26 protein-coding genes and 1 riboswitch are annotated in these 20,912 nt (G+C 35.1%); of the genes, 22 read left to right on the top strand and 4 right to left on the bottom strand.

The genetic code is table 11. The features are described 5' to 3' along the window. Positions 1–112 precede the first annotated feature (112 nt). Together ILT06_RS09045 and ILT06_RS09040 are read left to right on the top strand one after the other, a co-directional pair. Positions 113–694: a cob(I)yrinic acid a,c-diamide adenosyltransferase gene (locus tag ILT06_RS09045; RefSeq protein WP_064476692.1), complete on the top strand. Its 582-nt coding sequence runs from the start codon at positions 113–115 to the stop codon at positions 692–694. A gap of 85 nt (positions 695–779) precedes the next feature. Further along, positions 780–1,394 carry a peptidoglycan DD-metalloendopeptidase family protein gene (locus tag ILT06_RS09040; protein ID WP_064476628.1) on the top strand — a complete coding sequence of 205 codons (615 nt, stop codon included), beginning with the start codon at positions 780–782 and terminating at the stop codon, positions 1,392–1,394. Positions 1,395–1,423: 29 nt separating this feature from the next. On the opposite strand, the gene ILT06_RS09035 is transcribed toward ILT06_RS09040, so the two are convergent. Beyond that, entirely contained in the window at positions 1,424–2,110 is a 687-nt protein-coding gene (locus ILT06_RS09035) for a hypothetical protein (RefSeq protein ID WP_000711806.1), read from the bottom strand. A 245-nt stretch (positions 2,111–2,355) separates the two neighbouring features. Continuing rightward, positions 2,356–2,495: riboswitch (FMN riboswitch) on the top strand. A gap of 162 nt (positions 2,496–2,657) precedes the next feature. Between ILT06_RS09035 and ILT06_RS09030 the strand changes: the two genes are divergently transcribed. Then, complete coding sequence (locus ILT06_RS09030) at positions 2,658–3,236, top strand: ECF transporter S component (RefSeq protein WP_000810851.1); 579 nt, start codon at positions 2,658–2,660, stop codon at positions 3,234–3,236. Positions 3,237–3,359: 123 nt separating this feature from the next. Here the strand turns inward: ILT06_RS09030 and ILT06_RS09025 are convergent, their stop codons facing one another. Continuing rightward, positions 3,360–3,608: a ferredoxin gene (locus tag ILT06_RS09025; RefSeq protein ID WP_001151994.1), complete on the bottom strand. Its 249-nt coding sequence runs from the start codon at positions 3,606–3,608 to the stop codon at positions 3,360–3,362. Positions 3,609–3,906: 298 nt separating this feature from the next. Between ILT06_RS09025 and ILT06_RS09020 the strand changes: the two genes are divergently transcribed. From ILT06_RS09020 to ILT06_RS08965, 12 genes are all read left to right on the top strand, one after another. Then, positions 3,907–4,968 (top strand): YpbB family protein, encoded by a 1,062-nt coding sequence (locus ILT06_RS09020; protein ID WP_064476627.1) that lies wholly within the window; start codon positions 3,907–3,909, stop codon positions 4,966–4,968. Then, the gene (locus ILT06_RS09015) at positions 4,958–6,487 is read left to right on the top strand and encodes a RecQ family ATP-dependent DNA helicase (protein WP_064476626.1); all 1,530 of its coding nucleotides are present in this window, start codon (positions 4,958–4,960) and stop codon (positions 6,485–6,487) included. The genes ILT06_RS09020 and ILT06_RS09015 overlap by 11 nt, the downstream gene beginning before the upstream one ends. Next, positions 6,487–7,050: a CPBP family intramembrane glutamic endopeptidase gene (locus tag ILT06_RS09010; protein ID WP_001025763.1), complete on the top strand. Its 564-nt coding sequence runs from the start codon at positions 6,487–6,489 to the stop codon at positions 7,048–7,050. The genes ILT06_RS09015 and ILT06_RS09010 overlap by 1 nt, the downstream gene beginning before the upstream one ends. 22 nt (positions 7,051–7,072) lie before the next feature. After that, positions 7,073–7,552 carry a LysM peptidoglycan-binding domain-containing protein gene (locus ILT06_RS09005; RefSeq protein WP_001231546.1) on the top strand — a complete coding sequence of 160 codons (480 nt, stop codon included), beginning with the start codon at positions 7,073–7,075 and terminating at the stop codon, positions 7,550–7,552. 58 nt (positions 7,553–7,610) lie between these two features. Then, complete coding sequence (locus tag ILT06_RS09000; RefSeq protein ID WP_064476624.1) at positions 7,611–8,387, top strand: metallophosphoesterase; 777 nt, start codon at positions 7,611–7,613, stop codon at positions 8,385–8,387. Beyond that, entirely contained in the window at positions 8,387–9,262 is an 876-nt protein-coding gene (locus ILT06_RS08995; RefSeq protein ID WP_064476623.1) for a MerR family transcriptional regulator, read from the top strand. Before ILT06_RS09000 ends, ILT06_RS08995 begins: the two co-directional genes overlap by 1 nt. Before the next feature lie 77 nt (positions 9,263–9,339). Then, positions 9,340–9,948: a genetic competence negative regulator gene (locus tag ILT06_RS08990; RefSeq protein ID WP_001235391.1), complete on the top strand. Its 609-nt coding sequence runs from the start codon at positions 9,340–9,342 to the stop codon at positions 9,946–9,948. Between the two features lie 351 nt (positions 9,949–10,299). After that, positions 10,300–11,586 (top strand): NAD-specific glutamate dehydrogenase, encoded by a 1,287-nt coding sequence (gene gudB, locus ILT06_RS08985; protein WP_000225171.1) that lies wholly within the window; start codon positions 10,300–10,302, stop codon positions 11,584–11,586. 79 nt (positions 11,587–11,665) lie between these two features. Continuing rightward, positions 11,666–11,875: a hypothetical protein gene (locus ILT06_RS08980; RefSeq protein WP_000426773.1), complete on the top strand. Its 210-nt coding sequence runs from the start codon at positions 11,666–11,668 to the stop codon at positions 11,873–11,875. Positions 11,876–11,968: 93 nt separating this feature from the next. Next, the gene (locus tag ILT06_RS08975) at positions 11,969–12,205 is read left to right on the top strand and encodes a DUF3961 domain-containing protein (RefSeq protein WP_001983018.1); all 237 of its coding nucleotides are present in this window, start codon (positions 11,969–11,971) and stop codon (positions 12,203–12,205) included. A 79-nt stretch (positions 12,206–12,284) separates the two neighbouring features. Then, complete coding sequence (locus tag ILT06_RS08970) at positions 12,285–12,815, top strand: peptidoglycan recognition protein family protein (RefSeq protein WP_001240648.1); 531 nt, start codon at positions 12,285–12,287, stop codon at positions 12,813–12,815. 109 nt (positions 12,816–12,924) lie between these two features. Next, positions 12,925–13,905 carry a YpdA family putative bacillithiol disulfide reductase gene (locus ILT06_RS08965; protein ID WP_001168483.1) on the top strand — a complete coding sequence of 327 codons (981 nt, stop codon included), beginning with the start codon at positions 12,925–12,927 and terminating at the stop codon, positions 13,903–13,905. A gap of 36 nt (positions 13,906–13,941) precedes the next feature. On the opposite strand, the gene ansA is transcribed toward ILT06_RS08965, so the two are convergent. Then, positions 13,942–14,916, bottom strand: coding sequence for an asparaginase (gene ansA, locus ILT06_RS08960; RefSeq protein WP_081257388.1), 975 nt, complete (start codon positions 14,914–14,916; stop codon positions 13,942–13,944). A 180-nt stretch (positions 14,917–15,096) separates the two neighbouring features. On the opposite strand from ansA, the gene ILT06_RS08955 reads away from it, so the two are divergent. The 4 genes from ILT06_RS08955 to ILT06_RS08940 all read left to right on the top strand — a co-directional run bounded on the left by ILT06_RS08955 (position 15,097) and on the right by ILT06_RS08940 (position 18,619). Further along, complete coding sequence (locus ILT06_RS08955; RefSeq protein ID WP_000738047.1) at positions 15,097–15,270, top strand: YpfB family protein; 174 nt, start codon at positions 15,097–15,099, stop codon at positions 15,268–15,270. A gap of 128 nt (positions 15,271–15,398) precedes the next feature. Beyond that, positions 15,399–16,076 (top strand): (d)CMP kinase, encoded by a 678-nt coding sequence (gene cmk / locus ILT06_RS08950; protein ID WP_088048402.1) that lies wholly within the window; start codon positions 15,399–15,401, stop codon positions 16,074–16,076. Positions 16,077–16,408: 332 nt separating this feature from the next. Then, the gene (gene rpsA / locus ILT06_RS08945) at positions 16,409–17,557 is read left to right on the top strand and encodes a 30S ribosomal protein S1 (RefSeq protein ID WP_000229549.1); all 1,149 of its coding nucleotides are present in this window, start codon (positions 16,409–16,411) and stop codon (positions 17,555–17,557) included. A gap of 12 nt (positions 17,558–17,569) precedes the next feature. Beyond that, the gene (locus ILT06_RS08940) at positions 17,570–18,619 is read left to right on the top strand and encodes a type 2 isopentenyl-diphosphate Delta-isomerase (RefSeq protein WP_088048403.1); all 1,050 of its coding nucleotides are present in this window, start codon (positions 17,570–17,572) and stop codon (positions 18,617–18,619) included. 331 nt (positions 18,620–18,950) lie between these two features. Here the strand turns inward: ILT06_RS08940 and ILT06_RS08935 are convergent, their stop codons facing one another. Further along, entirely contained in the window at positions 18,951–19,085 is a 135-nt protein-coding gene (locus ILT06_RS08935; RefSeq protein ID WP_000513900.1) for a YpzI family protein, read from the bottom strand. Between the two features lie 116 nt (positions 19,086–19,201). On the opposite strand from ILT06_RS08935, the gene ILT06_RS08930 reads away from it, so the two are divergent. The 3 genes from ILT06_RS08930 to ILT06_RS08920 are packed head-to-tail and all read left to right on the top strand — an operon-like array spanning position 19,202 to position 20,881. Then, on the top strand, positions 19,202–19,813 hold the full coding sequence (locus ILT06_RS08930) for a YphA family membrane protein (RefSeq protein WP_000399216.1): 612 nt from the start codon (positions 19,202–19,204) through the stop codon (positions 19,811–19,813). Continuing rightward, positions 19,806–20,699 (top strand): YIEGIA family protein, encoded by an 894-nt coding sequence (locus ILT06_RS08925; RefSeq protein ID WP_064476620.1) that lies wholly within the window; start codon positions 19,806–19,808, stop codon positions 20,697–20,699. Before ILT06_RS08930 ends, ILT06_RS08925 begins: the two co-directional genes overlap by 8 nt. Beyond that, entirely contained in the window at positions 20,696–20,881 is a 186-nt protein-coding gene (locus ILT06_RS08920; RefSeq protein WP_000979052.1) for a capping complex subunit for YIEGIA, read from the top strand. The genes ILT06_RS08925 and ILT06_RS08920 overlap by 4 nt, the downstream gene beginning before the upstream one ends. The last annotated feature ends 31 nt before the right edge of the window (positions 20,882–20,912 follow it).

The following is a 20,912-nucleotide window of genomic DNA, read 5'->3' as shown; positions in this document are numbered from 1 at the left end:
AATAAAGTTCTACTGTTTTTTATTTTTTTGTAAAATCAATTAAATAAATAATAGTAGAACTTTTTTTCTATCTCAGTCGAATGAAGAATAATAAGAGGGGTGTCGTGAAGTGATGAAATTATACACGAAAACAGGAGATAAAGGGACAACAAGTGTAATAGGCGGTAGAGTGGATAAAGATAATATCCGAGTTGAAGCATATGGCACGATAGATGAGGCGAATTCTCATATTGGATATGCAATGACTAAGCTACAAGGCGGGTCTTTTGGAGATATTTACAATGAACTTGAAAATATTCAACATGAACTATTTGATTGCGGGGGAGACTTGGCGATAGTAGAGGGGAAAATACCTTATAAAGTAACGATCAAAATGGTTGAAAGCTTAGAAAGAAGGATTGATTCGTATATAGAAGAAGCACCGCCATTAGAGCGTTTTATTTTACCGGGTGGAAGCGAGTCGGCAGCTGCTATTCATATTGCACGTACAGTTGTAAGGCGAGCAGAACGATGTGTAGTGTCCTTGCAAAAAGAAGGGGAAATAAATGAAGTTGTTCTAAAGTATGTAAATAGATTATCTGATTATTTGTTTGCGGTAGCTAGAGTAATAAACGCTCGATTACAAGTAAAAGATGTGGAGTATAATCGCAGTGCAATCGTTTTTCGTGATAAAAACGAGAAGGAAGTGGAGTGATTCACTTTCTTTTTTTGTATACTTTTTTCTGTAATATACCAAAATAAGAGGAGGTATGGTGTTAATTAGAAAACGGAGGATGTATATGAAAGTGTTAAAATATGGCGTCATGTTATTGATGGTATTGTTTTTATCTCAATTACATGTGTACGCAGAGGGAAATGAATGGACATGGCCTGTTGAAGGGCAGATAAGTGATTATTTTGGGACAAGGCATGGAAAACACTACGGTATAGATATAGCGGCACCGATTGGCACGCCTGTGGCAGCTATTCAAGAAGGTAAGGTAACAAAGTCTTATTATTCAAGTAGTTATGGAAACGTTGTATTTATTAAACATGGAGAATATGAGGCCGTGTATGCGCATTTAAATAAGAGATATGTAGTTCAAGGGGATTATATTTCAAAAGGAGAAATAATTGGAGAAGTAGGAAATACAGGAGAATCGAGAGGTGCACACTTACATTTAGAAGTTCATCAAGGAAGATGGACGATGGCGAAAAAGAATGCGATGAATCCATTGCTTGTTCTAAATGAACAGAGAAATGAAGTTGTTTCCTCATCCTTATATGTCGTCCAAAAAGGGGACACTTTAGTTAGTATTGCACGGAAATTTAGTATGTCAGTTAAGGAAGTTAAAGATAAAAATGGACTGCAGCAAGATCGAATTTATCCAAATCAACAATTATACGTAAAGTAAAAAAAGAGCTAGTTTAACTAGCTCTTTTTTTACCAAAAAATAAAGACACATATAAATCCAGAAATAGCTAAGTAGCTATATAAGTAAAATACTTTCGTTCTTGTTTTTTCGTTCGTTCGAAATAGTACAATAGTCGGTTCAATTAAACCGATTGTCAAACAAAGTAAACCAAGAAGCATACAACCGATTGAAATGGAGTACAGGGCGATTTGTGGCGCTTGAAATGGAATCATCCATTTTAATAAAAATGCAATAAGTGCAGTGTAGCAAATGCTGCCGATGTATTTATTCAACGGTGCATTAGAACGGAACCCTGGAAGTTTTTTCAAGAAAGAACGGGAAACAACTTCAGTTTGTAAAGATGTGTGCTCTTCAATTATTTTTTGAGCTTCTTTTCCTTTTTGGAAAAGGGATAGTATCCAGTTTCGCTCACCTTGAAAAATAAATTGAGAAGTTGTCAAATAATGATCCACCTTCACTTTATTCCAACTCTTCCACGGGTGACGCTCACACAGTTTTAATTTACTCTCTGTTTTTTTATCATACTGATAAATACTGATGCCATCTTCATCGAAAGCAGCATAGTATGTCTCGCTTGAGAATGTGCCTAAATCAATTGGACAGTAGAAAAGTAATTCTTTTTTTAAGTAAAAGTATTCTTTTCTTAAGTTTTTTTTCATTGTTTCTCGAATAGAGTGTCTCTTTTCTTTTTTCATGACATTTCCTCCATAATCCAGAAAATGTTCTTATCTTAACAATTCAACATCTTATCACTTTTCATTATATATGACTAGGGGATTCATAGGGGAAATGCCGAATACTAAAAAATCTGGGGTGTATTGTAAAATATAGTGATTGGTTTTGATTATATAAAATTAATAACTTATTTTTAATAAGTTACACTTTTTTTGTTCACAATACGATTATGTTGTTGTATAATAAAGTGGAAAATAGAATATCGGTCTATCTTCGGGGCAGGGTGAAAATCCCGACCGGCGGTGATGAACAGTATGTAATTTTGTTCTAAGCCCGCGAGCCGTTAAGGCAGGATTTGGTGTGATTCCAAAGCCGACAGTATAGTCTGGATGGGAGAAGATGGAGGTTCAAGCGTTCAAAAAAGATATGGATTTGAACGTCTGTTTGATGTGCCTTAAATTCTCCCTTTGTGTAAAACACAAAGGGTTTTTTCGTTCTATGAAAAAGTAGGCATAGCAGAACCTTTCCACTTTCCATGAGAAGATCGATGGAAAAGGAGAGAGAAAGATGAAACAAAAAAACAGTGTAGTGCAGATGGTGAGTGTAGCGATGCTAAGTAGTATTGCATATTTACTGATGATGTTGGATTTCCCGTTTCCAGGGCTTCCGCCATTTTTAAAAATTGATTTTAGTGATGTACCAGCTCTAATTGCAGCAATTATTTTCGGGCCAGTTGCAGGGATAATTGTAGAGGCGATAAAGAATATTTTACATTACGGAATTCAAGGGAGTTTAACGGGAGTGCCAGTTGGAGAAATTGCTAACTTTATTGCAGGGTGTTTATTTATTGGACCGGCAGCTTTCTTATTTAGAAAGTATCGTACTGTTAAGAGTTTAACGACAGGATTAATGCTAGGGACAATTACAATGGCGCTCATTATGAGTGTATTAAATTACATCATTATATTCCCAGCTTACACTTGGTTTTTAAATTCACCAGCTATGTCTAGCGAGGCTATAAGAACAACGGTTGTAACGGCAATCTTACCATTTAATTTGATTAAAGGAATTGTTGTGACAATTGTATTTGTAGCGTTATTCTCACGCCTGAAAGTATGGGTGTTTGCAAAAATGAAAAATGCATAAAATATAAAATAAAACCATTAGTAGTATGGAACTACTAGTGGTTTTTTATTAAGTAGAATGAAAATAGAAAACAAAAAATATCCCTCATATTAATGAGGGATATTTTTTGAAGTTAATAAAAGACTATTCGAATTTTAAAGAGTCGCCATCAAATGATTCATCAGCAACTTTAATTGAGTCAGTTGGACAACCTTCGAATGCATCCATCATATCTTCAATCAATACATCTGGAATTTCAACGATACCTTGGTTATCGTCTAACGTTACAAATGCAATACCTTCATCATCATAATCATAAATGTCTGGTGCAGCAGCGCCGCAAGCACCACATGCGATACAAGTATCTTTATCAACGATTGTATATTTTGCCATCTTTTTTCCCTCCTGATAATATGTATGTGAAAAGCTCGCCATAAAAATTATAACCTTATTGTAAAACGGTTTTTAAAACTTTTCAACATAAAATTATAATGATAATCCTTATCAATTAGAGTGTCAACTAATTTTTGCATTATGTCATAAGATTTTCAAAATACGTAAATGTTATTTCGTTTGGTACAATATACTATATACAAGTACATAGTGCCGATATGATAAGTTTAATGAGTAACATAGAATGGTGCAATCATACTAAAAAGTAATTAAGCTAGATTGAAAGGTGGAAGCGGTAATGCAACTACAATATACTTTATTGTATTGTTTAAAACAATTGAATGGTGAAAGGACCGTTTCTTCTATTTATTATTTATTAAAAGGAAAACGATCTTCGCAAACGTTACAAGATGGAAATATGTTCCGAATTTCATTTTTGTTTGGAATATATAAATCGTTAAATAGAACAGACTATGATCGGGAAGTTGCAAAGTTGTTGCAAGTAGATTTGATTCGAGAAATACATGAAAATACATATTTGTTAACATCTAAAGGTAAAATGCAGTTACATACATGGGAGGAAGTGTATGCTTTTCCCGCGCATTTACATGGTTTACACTATGGTGAATTAGGTGAAACATTTTGGAAACGATTATCATTAATTATTCAAACTATATCTAATTTACAACAGAATAATACGAAGTTTATTCCCATTCAACAAGATACAGAAATAATGATGTGGGTAAAACGTTTTTTAACAGGTATACCATATAGGCGAAGTGAATTGGCTAAAAGATTATGGAAAGAAATACATAATCTTTTAGGAAAAGGTGATGTGGTAGAAGCGACGATTGTAACATATAGATTAACAGGATATGAACGTATCGGTTGTACATTGCAGCAATTAGCGGAAATTACGAAACAAGATATATTCCGGGTGTATTTTTTATTTTGGGGTACAATTCACTTCTTTATACAAGAAGTTCGCGATAAAGAAAATGAATTTCCTCTATTAGCTGAGATTATCTCTTATCCAAATGAGAGAGCTGAATTATTTAGTTTATCAACGAAAAAAACATATAATTTTTGGAGACAAGGACGCTCTTTAGATGAAATAGCGACAATTAGAAATTTAAAGGTTGCAACGATAGAAGATCATTTTGTTGAAATTGCTTTGCGGGAAAAAGAGTTTTCAATCGAGATGTTTATGGAAAAAGACAAAATAGATAAAGTGACAAAAGTAATTGAGGCATTACAAACACGTAAGTTGCGTGAGTTGAAACAAGCGGTTGGAGAGGGTATCTCTTATTTTGAAGTTCGTCTTGTATTGGCGCGGATGGAGGGTATAAATGAAGCTTGAGGAATATTTATATAGATGGTTTGGATATTCTGAATTTCGTCCAGGACAAAAAGGGGTAATTACAGATTTGTTAGAAGGAAAAGATGTTATAGCAATGCTCCCGACTGGAAGAGGGAAGTCTATGTGCTATCAACTTCCTGGGTTAATGCAAGAAGGAACCGTGCTTGTTGTATCACCATTATTATCTTTGATGGAAGATCAGGTTACACAATTAAAGTATGTTGTGAAAAACCGAGTAATAGCATTTAATAGTTTTCGGACATTACATGAAAAAAGAGAAGCGATGAAAAAATTAGCTTCATATAAATTTATTTTTGTTTCACCAGAGATGTTGCAGTCGGAAGTGTTAATAAGAGAATTGAAGAAAGTTCATATTTCATTGTTTGTTGTGGATGAGGCTCATTGTATTTCACAATGGGGTTATGATTTTAGACCAGACTATAAAAAACTAAATGTAGTCATTGAGAATATCGGGTCTCCTACGGTGCTAGCATTAACGGCAACAGCGACAAAAGATGTACTCCGGGATATAGCAGAAAGTTTAGATTTGAAGAAAGTGACGCAGCATGTATACTCTATTGATCGTCCAAATATCGCAATGGAAGTACAATTTGTGGAGACGATAGAAGAGAAGAAAGAAGCGCTTTTGGACCAGGTGATGTATTTACAAGGGCCAGGGATTGTATATTGTTCAAGCAGAGCGTGGACAGAACGTTTAACGGAATATTTAAGAGGAAAAGGCGTGACTGGTGTCGCTTTTTATCATGGTGGTATGGAACATGAAGAGCGTATGTTAATTCAACAGCAGTTTATGAATGACCAGTTGCAGCTTGTAATATGTACAAGTGCTTTTGGTATGGGAGTAAATAAGTCGAATACGAGCTATATTATTCATTTTCATTATCCGACTAATGTAGCTTCCTATTTACAAGAAATCGGAAGAGCTGGAAGAGACGGTGAACCGAGTATAGCTATCTTACTATGTAGTCCGTTAGATCACGATTTACCAATTTCAATAATTGAAGATGAATTGCCAAGTCAGTCGCAAATACAATTTTTATTCTCTTTACTACAAGAAAGAATGTTTCCAACGAAAGAATTACCAATAGAAGAGGTAGAAGAAATTTGTTATAATGCAGCAAGATTTAATGAACAGTATTGGCGTTTCATCCGCTATCATCTCGAACAGCTTGGAATCATACAACAGCGAAAATTAAAATTAGAGAGCTTGTCAGATGAAATTATGAACAGATTAATAGCTGAAGTAGAAATAAGGCTACGTAATAAATATAGTGAGCTAGAAAACATGAAATCGTGGATACAAGTGAAAGAATGTAGGCGTGAATATTTGTTGCAACAGTTCGGTTATAGAAAAGAGAACGAGTTGAAAAATTGCTGTGACTATTGTGGTATTACAAAAACAGATTATAAAAAAAGACAAGCGCAACAATCGGATTTCGACTATAATTGGGAAACAGAGTTACAAAAGCTTTTCGGTCTAGAAAAGATGGGGGAATGATGAACATTCAAAGGCATAATATTGAAGATATGAGTCCGAAAGAAATAAGGCTGAATCTGTATATCACACAGTTCATTATTATCGGTATCGGTTGTTTACTAGCATATATATTATTCCGAGATATAAAATCGGTGTATAGTCTGTGGAAGTGGGAACCGGTGTCTATACTTATAATAGGTGGCTTGTTGGCGATTGGTATTGTGTTATTAGATTATGTTGCAATGCGAGTATTTCCAGAGTCTTGGTTTGATGATGGTGGTATTAACGATAAGATGTTTCAAGGAATGTCAGTTATGCACCTACTCGTTATTACGTTCATTATCGGCTTTGCAGAAGAATTTTTATTTAGAGGTGTAGTGCAGACGCACTTTGGAATTGTAATAGCCAGTTTAGTATTTGCAGTGTTACATATTCGGTATATAACAAAGCCATTTTTGTTTTGTTTCGTCTGTTTCATTAGTTTTGTCTTTGGTTATGTATTTGAATGGACAGGGAATTTGTTTATAACAATCTTTGCACACTTTCTTGTTGATTTTATAATGGGACTCCAATTAAGAAAATAAATGGAAGGTGGTGGTGAACAACATGAGAAAACGAATTCCTGATTTCGAAGAGGAATTAGAAGTTGAGCGAGTGGAAGAAAAAGAAAGTTTACCGCCGCGTAGTGAAATTCATAGAAATAAAGAGAAAAAAGAAAAGTTTAAAATGAATCATATTTTCGTCCGAGTTTTAACATTTCTATTCATATTACTACCAATTAGTATCTTATGGTATACAGATAAATATATTCAGGTGAAAAGTGATGGTAATAACGCTGGGAAAAGTGCGTTTGAGGTCATTTTCTTTGATTCAGCTAAATCTGAGTCTGAGGCAACATCTGAGAAAGTAGTAACGCATACAGTGAAAGAAGGAGAAACTTTAGAAAGTATAGCGAAGCAATATTTTTCAGATGAAACTGGGATTGAAGTGATTAAAAAGTATAATGATTTACAAGAAGATGAAGTGAATGTAGGTCAAGAAATAAAAATTCCGATAAAAGATAAGTCCGCAAAGCAGGATAGCTAGTAACATACCTACTATAAAAACGGAGGATTATCTTTATGAGGAAGGGAGTAAAAAATATATGATATGGATTATCTTATTAAGTGCTCTCATATGTATTGGTATTATATTTCTTCTTGTAATGTATACAGAAGCGATGCGTAATACTGTGTTAGAACATACTTTACTTTTTGAAGAATTTCCGAAAAGTTTTCAAAAAGTAAAGGTGTTTTTTATTTCTGATATTCATAGAAGGGTCATTTCAAGTTCATTAATTGAACAAGTAAAAGGAAAAGTAGACCTTGTAATTATTGGCGGTGATTTAGCGGAAAGAGGCGTCCCTTTATCGAAAATTTCTGCAAATATACAAAAGTTAAGAGCGATAGCTCCTGTATATTTTGTATGGGGAAATAATGATTATGAGATTGAATATCATGAATTAGATGCTTTGTTATTAGAAAATAATGTGAAAGTTTTAGATAATACAAGAGTTGTATTTGAGTCTGAACTAGGAGAAAAAATTTGTTTACTCGGTATAGATGATGTTGGTTTGAAGCGTGATCGTTTAGATTTAGCGTTGGCTGATTGCAAAGAAGATGGTTTTCGCATATTAATTAGCCACAACCCTGATATAATAAATAAAATGTCTGGAAAAGAACAAATTTCACTTGTGTTAAGTGGACATACACATGGAGGACAGATTCGATTATTCCCATCTAAAAAATATTTAAAAGGTGGCGTATATAAGCATTCAAATATGACTCTTTTTGTTAGTAATGGGTATGGAACAACGTTGATTCCACTTCGCTTCCGAGCACCTGCTCAAACACATATTATTACGTTATGCGGAGGGAAATGATGCCAACTCTAAACGGGAAATATAACATAAAAGCTGTTTCGAATATAATTGGAATTCAGCCGAGTACGCTTCGTGCATGGGAAAGACGATATCAAATTATTGCCCCAAAGCGGAATCATGCGGGGCATCGATTATATACAGAAGAACATATTCAAATTTTGAAATGGTTAATGGACAAGGTTTCTTCCGGCATGATGATTGGACAAGCAGTTCAATTATTAGAAGAGAATCGTTTGCAGAGTAATGTTCAAAAAGAAATACATTACGATAGAGAAGTTGTTTTAGTGGACGATTTACTGCAAGCTTTGTTAAAATTTGATGAAATTACAACTTCTGCATTGTTAAACGAGGCTTTCAGTATTTATGCAACAGAAAAAGTCATAGCAAGTATTGTTCTTCAAGTGTCAAATAAATTGTTAACGTTAAAAAATAATAATGAAGTTACAATGGTGCAATTCCAATATGTCGTATCATTTTTACAAACTCGTCTAGGAATGGTGTATCATAATGCATCATCATTTTCTTCTATACACAAAGTTGTCGTGTTAGAAAATAATATGTTGAAAGGGTTTGTTTTCTCAACGTATTTACGCTTAAAAGGATATGAGGCGATATATATTAGGTCAAGCTTAGTGGAAGATGGTATTTTGTTAGCTGTTGAGCAAATACAACCTACATATGTAGTAGTCTCTTTTAATGAGGAACGAGAACTTAAGAATGCGATGAAAGACATGAATTTGTTGCAAGAAAAAAGTGAGAAACTTTCTGTTGGATTTATAGGAGAAATAGGTGCTCGAGATCAGTTGAACATTCAAACATGCCTAATTGGTGATACGAAAGAAGAATGGGATGATTGGTTAAAAATGTTAGAATAGTTGTTCGAAAAGAACCATCTATTTTCTATTTCATATAATAAAAATTATATTCATTGGTTACGTAGGGAGGGTATGAGATGAGGCTGGAACGATTAAATTACAATAAGATAAAAATTTTCTTAACATTTGATGATTTATCTGAACGAGGGTTAACAAAAGAAGATTTGTGGAGAAATGCACCGAAAGTACAGCAATTATTTCGTGATATGATGCAAGAAGCAAATAAGGAACTAGGGTTTGAAGCGGATGGCCCGATTGCAGTTGAAGTATTTTCTCTACAAGCGCAAGGAATGGTCGTAATTGTAACGAAAGAACATCAAGATGTGGATACAGATGATGAGTTCCGTGACGAGTTTATTGAAATGCAAGTGACTCTAGATGAAAGCGAGCATATACTTTATGAGTTTGCTACACTAGATGACGTAATTAACCTGTCGAATCGTTTATATAACCTTGATGTAACTGGCGGAAAACTATATACGTGGGATGGGCGTTTCTATCTTTGGATGGAAGAAGAGGAGCAAGTTCAATTACTGAAGGCAGATTTTATAGCTATTTTAGCGGAATATGGTAATCCGTCTACAGCAACTATTTATCGTCTAATGGAGTATGGTAAAGAATTAATGGCTTCTCAAGCAATTGAACAAATACACAATTACTTTGTGAAAAAACAAAACCTTAGCTAATATAACAAAGCTAAGGTTTTGTTTTTTATTTGGAGAAACCTAAAATGTTGGTCTGAAAATGTCAAAACGATTGATGGTATAGCGGGAATCATAAATATTTGGGTGCTCTTTACTATACTTAAAAATATCTTCTTAAGTTGTTATATATAAGTAAAATAAAAAATATTTAAATATTTAAGTATTTTACTTTTCTAAAAGCGATAAAAGGACTATAATGATAGTGAAAACGCTTGCAACAGGAAATAGTTTGTATATATTTGTTAGCGTTTTCTATTGCATTCCAAATTTAACGGTGTATACTAGGCAATGAAGGTTTACTAAACAAGTGAAATTACAGGGGGTTTACTTACTATGGTAGCCGAAAAGGGAACTCAAACAAAAACACAACAACAAAGGGAACAACATTTTGAACTATTGAATTCGACACAAATTGTTATTAGTGAAGCATTAGAAAAATTGGGTTATCCAAACGAAGTATATGAATTATTAAAAGAACCAATTCGTATGATGACAGTGAAAATACCAGTTCGTATGGATGACGGGACTGTTAAAATATTTACAGGATATCGTGCACAACATAATGATGCTGTTGGTCCAACGAAAGGTGGAATTCGCTTCCATCCGAATGTAACAGAAAATGAAGTGAAAGCACTTTCAATTTGGATGAGTTTAAAATGTGGTATTGTTGATTTACCATACGGTGGAGGTAAAGGTGGAATTATCTGTGACCCACGTGAAATGTCATTCCGTGAGTTAGAAAGATTAAGCCGCGGTTATGTACGAGCAATTAGCCAAATCGTAGGACCGACGAAAGATATTCCAGCTCCAGATGTATTCACAAACTCTCAAATCATGGCATGGATGATGGATGAATATAGCCGTATTGATGAATTTAATTCACCAGGATTTATTACAGGTAAGCCACTTGTATTAGGTGGATCACATGGACGTGAAACAGCAACGGCGAAAGGTGTAACAATTTGTATTCGCGAAGCTGCAAAAAAACGCGATATTGATATTAAAGGTGCACGCGTTGTTGTTCAAGGATTCGGTAATGCTGGTAGCTTCTTAGCTAAATTTATGCATGATGCAGGCGCGAAAGTTATTGCAATCTCGGATGCTTACGGTGCATTGCATGATCCAAACGGATTAGATATTGATTATTTATTAGACCGTCGTGATAGCTTCGGTACAGTAACAAAACTATTTAATAATACAATTTCAAACAAAGAATTGTTAGAACTGGATTGCGACATTTTAGTTCCAGCTGCAATTGAGAACCAAATTACAGAAGAAAATGCTAATAATATTAAAGCGAAAATCGTTGTTGAAGCTGCAAATGGTCCAACAACATTAGAAGCAACTAAAATTTTAACAGATCGCGGAATTTTACTTGTTCCAGACGTATTAGCAAGTGCTGGCGGTGTGACAGTATCTTACTTTGAGTGGGTACAAAATAACCAAGGTTACTACTGGACTGAAGAAGAAGTAGAACAACGTTTAGAAAAAGTAATGGTAAGATCATTTGATTCTATTTATGAAACAGCACAAGTTCGTAAAGTGAACATGCGCTTAGCTGCGTATATGGTCGGTGTTCGTAAAATGGCTGAAGCAAGTCGCTTCAGAGGTTGGGTATAATATTATATCGTGAGAAAACGTGATTCCTTTCGAGGGAATCACGTTTTTTTTGTTGAAGTATTAGTGTGAGGTGTTGTATATGGAAAATGAAATGATGGAACGAGTAGAACAATTAGAAGAAAAGGTTAAGAGGTTAGAGGGAGAACTCTCAAGAACGATGAAAGCCCGAAAAACAAGTAACGTTCGGATGTTCGGAGAAGGACTACTGTTTTTAATATTTGGTGCAGTTGTAGTAGGGCCGATTATCGCTTTTGTAATCTCGATTCTTACTTGGATTGTTGAAAAATAAAATAAAAACAAAAAAGAACGCTTGTTCTGCACGAACAAACGTGCTATACTTTCCTTAGATAAACAAAACGGAAATGATTTTAAGGAGAGATAAATGATGAAAATGACAGTAGACCAAAGATTTATGATGCCAGCAGATGTTGTAGAACGAGTGGAAGTATTAAGAAACAAACAAAGTAAGCGCGGCACATTATTACAATCTGTAAATAAATTTTTCGGTTTAGATACGAAAGAAGATTGTGTTTGGTTTTACGGTTTTTATGGAGTTGCTGTAAGTATTTTATTATTTATGGTGTTCACATCAAATATTTTCGATTTTCTCTTCGCGTAAGAAATATGCGATAAGGACATTGCTACCGAATACATATATAAAGAAGTAAGGTAATCTTCTGAAGTGGGAGTTGGTAGTAATGGCGATGTTTCCTATAGAGCGTAACTATATTGGGTATGGAAGTTCACGACCGGGAATTCCTCTTTCTAAAGTAAGGTTTATTGTAAGTCATGATACGGGGAACCCTGGTAGCAATGCGATAGGGAATCGGGATTATTTTAATGAAATACAACCGAAAGCTTCGGCACATACATTTATAGATGATAAAACAATATTGGAAATTGTTCCTATAAATGAAGTTGCCTATCACGTTCGATATGGTGTGCCGACAGATAATGACTTATATGGTTATGATGCCAATAAGGCTGCCATTGGAGTGGAACTTTGTTATGGCGGTGATGTTAACTTTTGGGAAGCATATACCCGTTTTACGTGGTATCATGCGTATTTATGTCAAAACTTCGGCTTGAATCCGAAGAAAGATATCGTATCACATAAAACACTTGACCCAGCTAGAAAGATTGATCCTGAAAATGTATTAGGGAAACAAGGTATTAAATTTCAGCAGTTTTTAGCAGATGTCTATCGGATGTACGTTTCGTTTAGATGACAAATATATGAAAAATGAATACAATAAAGATAGGTGCCTACTGCTGTAAGTAGGTTTTTTCTTGTTTTTATAAATAGCGTATTGGTAGAAGACTAGGAGTGAGCTGAGTATGCAGAAAGAAACAGCTATCATAATTGGAGGCGGTCCGTGCGGATTAGCAGCAGCAATTTCGTTGCAAAAGGTAGGGATAAATCCGTTAGTAATTGAAAAAGGAAACATTGTAAATGCGATTTATAATTATCCAACTCATCAAACATTTTTCTCTTCTAGTGAAAAATTAGAAATTGGTGATGTAGCTTTTATTACAGAAAATCGTAAGCCAGTTCGAAATCAAGCGCTTGCGTATTATCGTGAAGTAGTAAAGCGTAAATCTGTACGTGTAAATGCTTTTGAGCGAGTGGAGAAAGTACAAAAAGATGGAGAAGTTTTTCATGTTGAGACAACAAAGCGTGACGGAAGTAAAGAAATATATATAGCGAAATATGTTGTTGTAGCAACTGGATATTATGACAATCCAAATTATATGAATGTTCCTGGCGAGGAACTGAAGAAAGTAGCTCACTATTTTAAAGAGGGACATCCTTATTTTGATCGAGATGTAGTAGTTATAGGTGGGAAAAACTCGAGTATAGATGCCGCGTTAGAACTTGTTAAAACCGGTGCGCGTGTAACGGTTTTATATCGCGGAAGTGAGTATTCACCAAGCATTAAGCCGTGGATTTTGCCGGAGTTTGAGGCGTTAGTACGAAGCGGCACAATTCAAATGCATTTCAGGGCTCACGTGAAAGAAATTACTGAACATACAGTAACGTTTACAGTCGATGATGAGGCATATACAATCCAAAATGATTTTGTATTTGCGATGACTGGTTACCATCCTGATCATAGTTTCTTAACGAAGATGGGTGTTCGGATTGATGAAGAAACAGGACGTCCGATTTATGCAGAGGATACAATGGAAACGAACGCTGAAAATATTTTCATTGCAGGTGTAATTGCTGCTGGAAATAATGCAAATGAAATATTTATTGAGAACGGTCGATTTCATGGGGATGCGATTGCGCAAACCATTGCGTCAAGGGAAATATAAAAAGAAGCTGTCGAAATAAACTTCGACAGCTTCTTTTTAATTGTGCATAAACATATTTTGGATTGTTTCATGAGAATTTGTATTCTCTAATGCAACTAATAATTTAATACGTGCTTTTTGAGCATTTAAACCGTATGTGAATACAATACCCATATCTTTTAATTGTTTGCCGCCACCTTCATATGAATATACATCTTGCACGATGCCATTGAAACAGCGAGAAACTAATACGACAGGAATTCCTTTGTCGATTAATCGTTCTAGACTAGGAAGTGTTCTTGGAGGTAAATTACCTTGTCCAAGTGCTTCAATAACAATCCCATCTACTGGAAGGTTTTCAATTGCTCCTAACAATGTATCGTCCATACCAGCGTATGCTTTTAGAACAACTACGTTTTTAGAAACCTTATTTACTGAATATGTTTCATGGTGTACTAAAGCGTGATGGAATACAACGCCGCGCTTTGTTACCATACCAATTGGTCCATACTGTGGACTCTGGAATGTTGCCACGTTACTTGTATGTGTTTTCGTTACATTTGTAGCGCAATGGATTTCGTCGTTTAATACGACTAAAACACCTTTTTCAGCAGCTTCACTACAGCTAGCTACTTTTACAGCCGATAAGAAGTTATATAGACCATCAGCACCTAATTCATTACTAGAACGCATTGCACCTGTTACAACGATTGGAATAGTTGCTTGCACTGTTAAATCTAAGAAATAGGCTGTTTCTTCTAATGTATCCGTACCATGCGTAATGACTACGCCATGAATGTTGTCTTGTTTTACTCTTTCATCAATGATGACTTGTAATTGTAACATTTCGCTCGGTGTCATATGAGGAGATGGTAGATGGAACACGTCTTCAACGATTAAATCAACATCGCCTTCTAAATCAGGAATAAATTTTAAAAGAGGATTTTTTTCACCTGGTTGTACGACCCCAGTTTCTTTATCTTCCTCCATTGCAATTGTTCCACCTGTGTGTAAAACTAGGATTCTTTTCAATGCTTATACCCCTTTCAAGTTGAAAAATACATTTAGAACATAACATGTTTTGAGTAAATTCGACAATGGAAATGTATAAAAGTATGCCTCGAAAATGACAATAAAGTTAGCTGCTATATATACGATGTATAAAATCACGAAACGAAATGTGTAAATGTAGGATAGGAGGGAGCAATTACATTGAAAAAGATGGAGAAAATTTTTATTCGTATATTAGTAATACAATTCATTTGCCTTTCTGTTGTGCAATTGTTATTTATACATAAGTCATCAGTGAAATATTTATCTAAAATTGTTTATTATGAAGGTGTCATGGTAAAAAACAAAGCAGAAATCTTACAGGTGAATAGGTAGTTTTCATTTTCTTCTATGGAGGATTATGCTACAATAATTGAGGATTTAATGACATGAAGCAAATGAGAAGAAGCAGGAGAATACCTGCTTTTCGTTTTGTTTTATAAGTGAAAAAATGAGGTGTTACAATGGATAAACGAATTTCAATTGCTATAGATGGTCCAGCAGCTGCTGGAAAAAGTACGGTTGCAAAAGTTGTGGCAAAGAAACTTTCTTACGTTTATATTGATACAGGCGCAATGTACCGCACGATTACATATGCAGCCCTTGAACAAAAAGTGGACATTGAAAATGAAGAGAAGTTAATGGAAGTTGTAAAGAATGTAAATATTGAGTTTCAGCAAGGAGAAAATACACAACTTGTATTTTTAAATGGACAAGATGTTTCTGAAGTAATTCGTACACCTGAGGTGACGAATCGAGTATCTATTGTGGCGAAACATCGCCTTGTTCGTGAAGAAATGGTACGTCGTCAACAAGAGTTAGCGGAAAAAGGCGGCGTTGTAATGGATGGCCGTGATATTGGTACACATGTGTTACCAGATGCTGAAGTGAAGATCTTTATGCTTGCTTCTGTTGAAGAAAGAGCAGAAAGAAGACATTTAGAAAATATAAATAAAGGTTTCGATTCTAATTTAGAGCAGTTAAAAAAAGAAATTGCTCAGCGTGATAAATTAGATTCAGAACGCGAAGTTTCTCCTCTAAAGAAAGCTGATGATGCATTGGAATTAGATACAACTTCTTTATCAATTGAAGAAGTTGTCCAAAAAATTATGAGTATTGTTTCAGGAGTGTTTACGAAATAAAGAAAGGGGATAACCTCTTTCTTTTTTGTTTATATAGCAATGTAAAGGATGCGTGAATTGTGAGTCTCTTTCCTTGACAAATGATCGGATTTGTAAGAAGTTAGTAAAAGAAGGATAAAACTTTCAGAATATATTCGCTATTATATTTCAAAACATACTTTCTTCAAGATGATTTTGCTGTATACTATTTATATAGGTTTAATATATTTTCTAGTGAAATGTATGAAAACTGAGTATGTGATGATAAATTCTTAAACATGCAAATGAAAACATATGTTTTCATTTCGTATATACATAAAAATGCTTTGTCAATTCTGTAGGGAGGTATTTCCATGGTAGAGAAAATGAATGAAGAAGTTATGGATTCAAAAGAATTACAAGTTGGTGACGTTGTTACAGGTTCTGTAACGAAAGTTGAAGAGAAACAAGTGCTTGTAAATGTTGGATACAAAACAGATGGCGTAATTCCAATTAGTGAATTAGCTAACGTTCATATTGAAAAAGCAAGCGATGTTGTAGAATTAGATCAAATACTAGAATTGAAAATTATTAAATTAGAAGAAGATGATCTTGTCTTATCTAAACGTGCTGTTGATGCAGAAAAAGCATGGGTAGAATTACAAGAGAAATTTACTTCTGGTCATGTGTTTGATGTTACTGTAAAAGATATCGTGAATGGTGGATTAGTTGTGGACCTTGGTGTTCGTGGTTTTATCCCAGCTTCACTTGTAGAAGTACATTATGTAGAAGATTTTACTGACTATAAAGGCAAAACATTAGCCGTGAAAATTGTTGAATTAGACCGCGAAAAAAATCGTGTAATCCTTTCGCATAAAGCAGTAGTAGAATTAGAACTAGATTCTAAGAAAAAAGAAGCGATTTCTTCATTAAAAGAAGGAGACGTTGTTGAAGGAACAGTGCAACGATTAACGGATTTTGGTGCTTTCGTTAACGTTGGTGGTGTGGACGGTTTAGTTCATATTTCACAAATTTCACACGAACGTGTAGAGCAACCTTCTGAAGTATTAGAGCAAGGTCAAAAGGTAAAGGTAAAGGTATTATCTGTTGATGCTGATACACAACGTATTTCTTTATCAATTAAAGCAGCTCAGCCAGGACCTTGGGAGAATGTTGCTGGCGAAATAAAAGCTGGAGATATTCGTGAGGGAGTAGTAAAACGTCTTGTTACATTCGGTGCATTCGTTGAAATTTTACCTGGCGTTGAAGGTCTTGTGCATGTATCTCAAATTGCAAATCGTCACGTGAAAAATCCAAATGAAGTATTGGAAATGGGACAAGAAGTAAAAGTGAAAGTGCTTGAAGTCCATGTTGCAGAGAAACGTATTTCTTTAAGTATAAAAGAAACGCTTGAGGAAAATAATGTAATTGAGGATTACAGTCAGTATGAACCAAATGCTGATTCTGCTACTTTCCAATTAAGTGATATTATTGGTGAACAACTGAAAAAATTAAAGAAATAAAGAGGGGTACAAGTGGTAAGGGCAAAACGTAAATTAGATCATATTGAATACGCTCTTTCTACTGGTCAGTCTCGTACGCATGGCTTTCATGATATTGATTTTGTGCATCAAGGATTGCCAAATTCAAGTTATGACTCAATAACATGTGAAACAAAAATCGGCGAACTTTCACTAAGTTCGCCGATTTTTATCAATGCGATGACTGGTGGTGGGGGAGAGAGAACGTTACATATTAATGAGCAATTAGCATATGTAGCGAAACATCATAATCTTGCTATGGCTGTAGGGTCGCAAATGGCGGCGTTAAAAGATGAAAGTGAGGCTGCTTCTTATAAGATTATCAGAAAGGTAAACCCGAATGGTGTTTTCTTTGCTAATTTAGGTAGTGAGGCAACTATCGAACAAGCAGAGCGTGCCGTTAATATGATTGAAGCGAATGCATTGCAAATTCATTTAAACGTCATACAAGAGTTAACGATGCCAGAAGGAGACCGTGACTTTACTGGTGTACTTCAGCGCATTGAGAAAATTGTATTAAATAGTAAAGTTCCTGTCATTGTGAAAGAAGTTGGATTTGGGATGAGTAAGGAAACCGTACAACAGTTAGCGAGCATAGGTGTAACGGCAATTGATATTGGTGGACAAGGTGGTACAAATTTTGCTGCTGTTGAAAATGAAAGAAGACAGCGAATGCTTTCTTATTTTAATAACTGGGGCATACAAACAGCAACCTCGATTATTGAAGCAACCTCTACAAATAATAACCTCTCTTTTATTGCATCTGGGGGTATACAAACAGCGCTTGATGTAGCGAAAGCAATCGCATTAGGGGCGAATACAACTGCGTTTGCTGGATATTTTTTACGTATTTTAATGCAAGATGGTATCGAGAAGTTAGTGGATGAAATTGATCTTTTACATACAGATTTGAAATTTATTATGACAGCTCTTGGTGCAAAGACGATAGAAGAGTTACAGGCTGTACCTCTTGTTGTAAAGGGCGAAACGTATCATTGGTTAACGCAGCGTGGTATTGATACGACGCATTATAGTAGAAGATAAAAAATCAACCGTTTGGTTGATTTTTTTGTTTTTTGTTCGTTTTAGTAATTTAAGGTGAGGAATGGAATTAATATTCTATCAAAATAAAATTATTCCTATATAAACACTATCTTGTGCAAGTTGCGACTGAAAAAGAGGCTGGAAAATGTAGATAGTTTGCTACTGAATTATTGGGGAGGGTTTAATTTCGCAAAGGAAAAAATAGGTGGAGATAAAAATAAACCATAGAAAAATTCGGATGTTAAATGTTATTTTGATATAAGTAAAAATCATTAAAATAATTATGTAAAAGACGGTTTCGTACAATATCGAAACCGTCTTTTTGTGTTCATTAGTGCTGATTTTGTTTTCGGGCTTGCTCTGGTGTATCCAGTCCAGTTGCACCCGGATATTGTAGTGATTGGTCACGATCAGATTCAACGCGTCGTGATTCTCTTAGTTTTCGTTCTTGACGATCTTTACCCATAATGAATAGCACCTCCTTATTAAAAGTGTTGCTGTTATATGAAAAAACTATGCGCGAAGAAAGTGGATTAACTTTCATAAAAAGTTCCCATAATGGAAAACATAGGAGGTGAAATGATGGAAGGGAGTACTTTTTATTTTTTAGCTTGGATAGGGTGGATCGTTGTAACTTTTTTTATGAAAAAAGACTCTATGCGCTGGAAGATAAGCGTTTGTATATTGATTTTTATTATTTGCTCTCCGTTACATGTAACGATTGCTTCATTCACGGTATCAGTAAATGCACTTTTGCTTTGTATTGTTGCTTTTATAGGAATCGCACTATATTCTATTTGGAAAAAATTATATAGCTTACTTTCGGCACTTATTATTGCAATGTTATATACAAGTTTTCATTTGTTAGAAGTATATGATCCGATTTGGATTGTGGTGGACAGGTTGTTTTTGTTAAGTGGTGCTCTTGTGTATGCATCGGTTTTATTGCATGAGGATCGCATATTGCGATTATGTTCTCTTTATATAGGAATGTTACAGGGGGAATTGTTAGTGACACTTATTTTTCGAAAACTACATTTCCCTTATGATTACGGAAGTTTAGCGTTTTTTGATATCGTCGCCGTTGCTACATTTTTCATGGCAATTTTGTTTTGGATTGCAAAAGCATCAGTATACATGGAACAGTTCAAGAGGAAAGCACGTAAAAGAAAGGCGAGGGTAATACATGATTGAATATACACCGGCCATTTTATGCGGAGTAATAGCGGGGACAATAACGAGAGTGCTAATGCTCCGGACAGATACGCGTCAATATCCGACGAGGCTCCACGGAAAAATTATTCACGTTGCGATGGGGTTAATTGCAGCGGCTTTAGGAGCGATTGCGATTCCGTCAATTTTGAAAAAAGATTTTTCTGCTATTACATTTCTTACATTAGCAGCAACACAGTTTCGTGATGTGCGTAATATGGAAAGAAATACCCTTCAACAATTAGATGGATATGAGCTCGTACCGCGTGGAAATACATATATTGAAGGGATTGCGTTAGTTTTTGAAAGTCGAAACTATTTGGCGATGTTAACGTCGTTTGCAACGACGTTTGCGTATATAGGATTCCATTCGTGGATTGCTGGAGTAATTATGGCTATAATCGCATTTATTATCGCGAAAAAATTAATGTCTGGCAGAAGGTTACATGATCTTGTTGATATCGAGCATGTTCCACTTCGTTTTGAAGGAGCGGGGCTGTATATTGATAACATTTACATTATGAATATTGGATTGCCAGCAAGGCAAGAGGAAATTATGAAATATGGAATGGGCTTTATTTTAAGGCCGAAAACAATTGATGCGATGGTGACAATCTCAAACTTAGGACAACGACAAGCTATTTTACATGATGTTTCTGTTGCTTTAGGGATTTATAGAGATTCTGGTACGCCAGCGCTTGTGCCGTTGGCAAAGCGTGATTTAGAAGATGGTAGGGTTGGGATTTTTGTCTTGCCACAAGATCAAGATGCAGAGAAAGCGATAGGTGTCATAGGGAATGTGCCGACGTTAGAAAGTGCTGTTCATATGTCATCGGAAGCCCCGAAAGGAAGGGGAGATAAAAGATGATGTTAGAAAGTGTGATTCTCGCGGTTATTACAACAACGCCGGAGAAATTTGCTGGTGGTGCCCCTTTGTTTACTTGTGAATCGACAGATGAGTTAGAATTTGTTGCAAATAATTTAGAGGCAATTTTAGATGGTATTGCGCATCGCTTACAAGAGAATGTATATATTATTGTGAAACATTAGTAACGTGTGGTATAATGTGAGGTGTTTTGAT

Origin of the sequence: Bacillus sp. 17RED48 (genome assembly GCF_019837545.1) — a bacterium.
In the GTDB taxonomy this organism is placed as follows: domain Bacteria; phylum Bacillota; class Bacilli; order Bacillales; family Bacillaceae_G; genus Bacillus_A; species Bacillus_A wiedmannii.
Note: the sequence above shows the minus strand (reverse complement) of the source record. Positions and strands in the feature narration are given on the sequence as shown.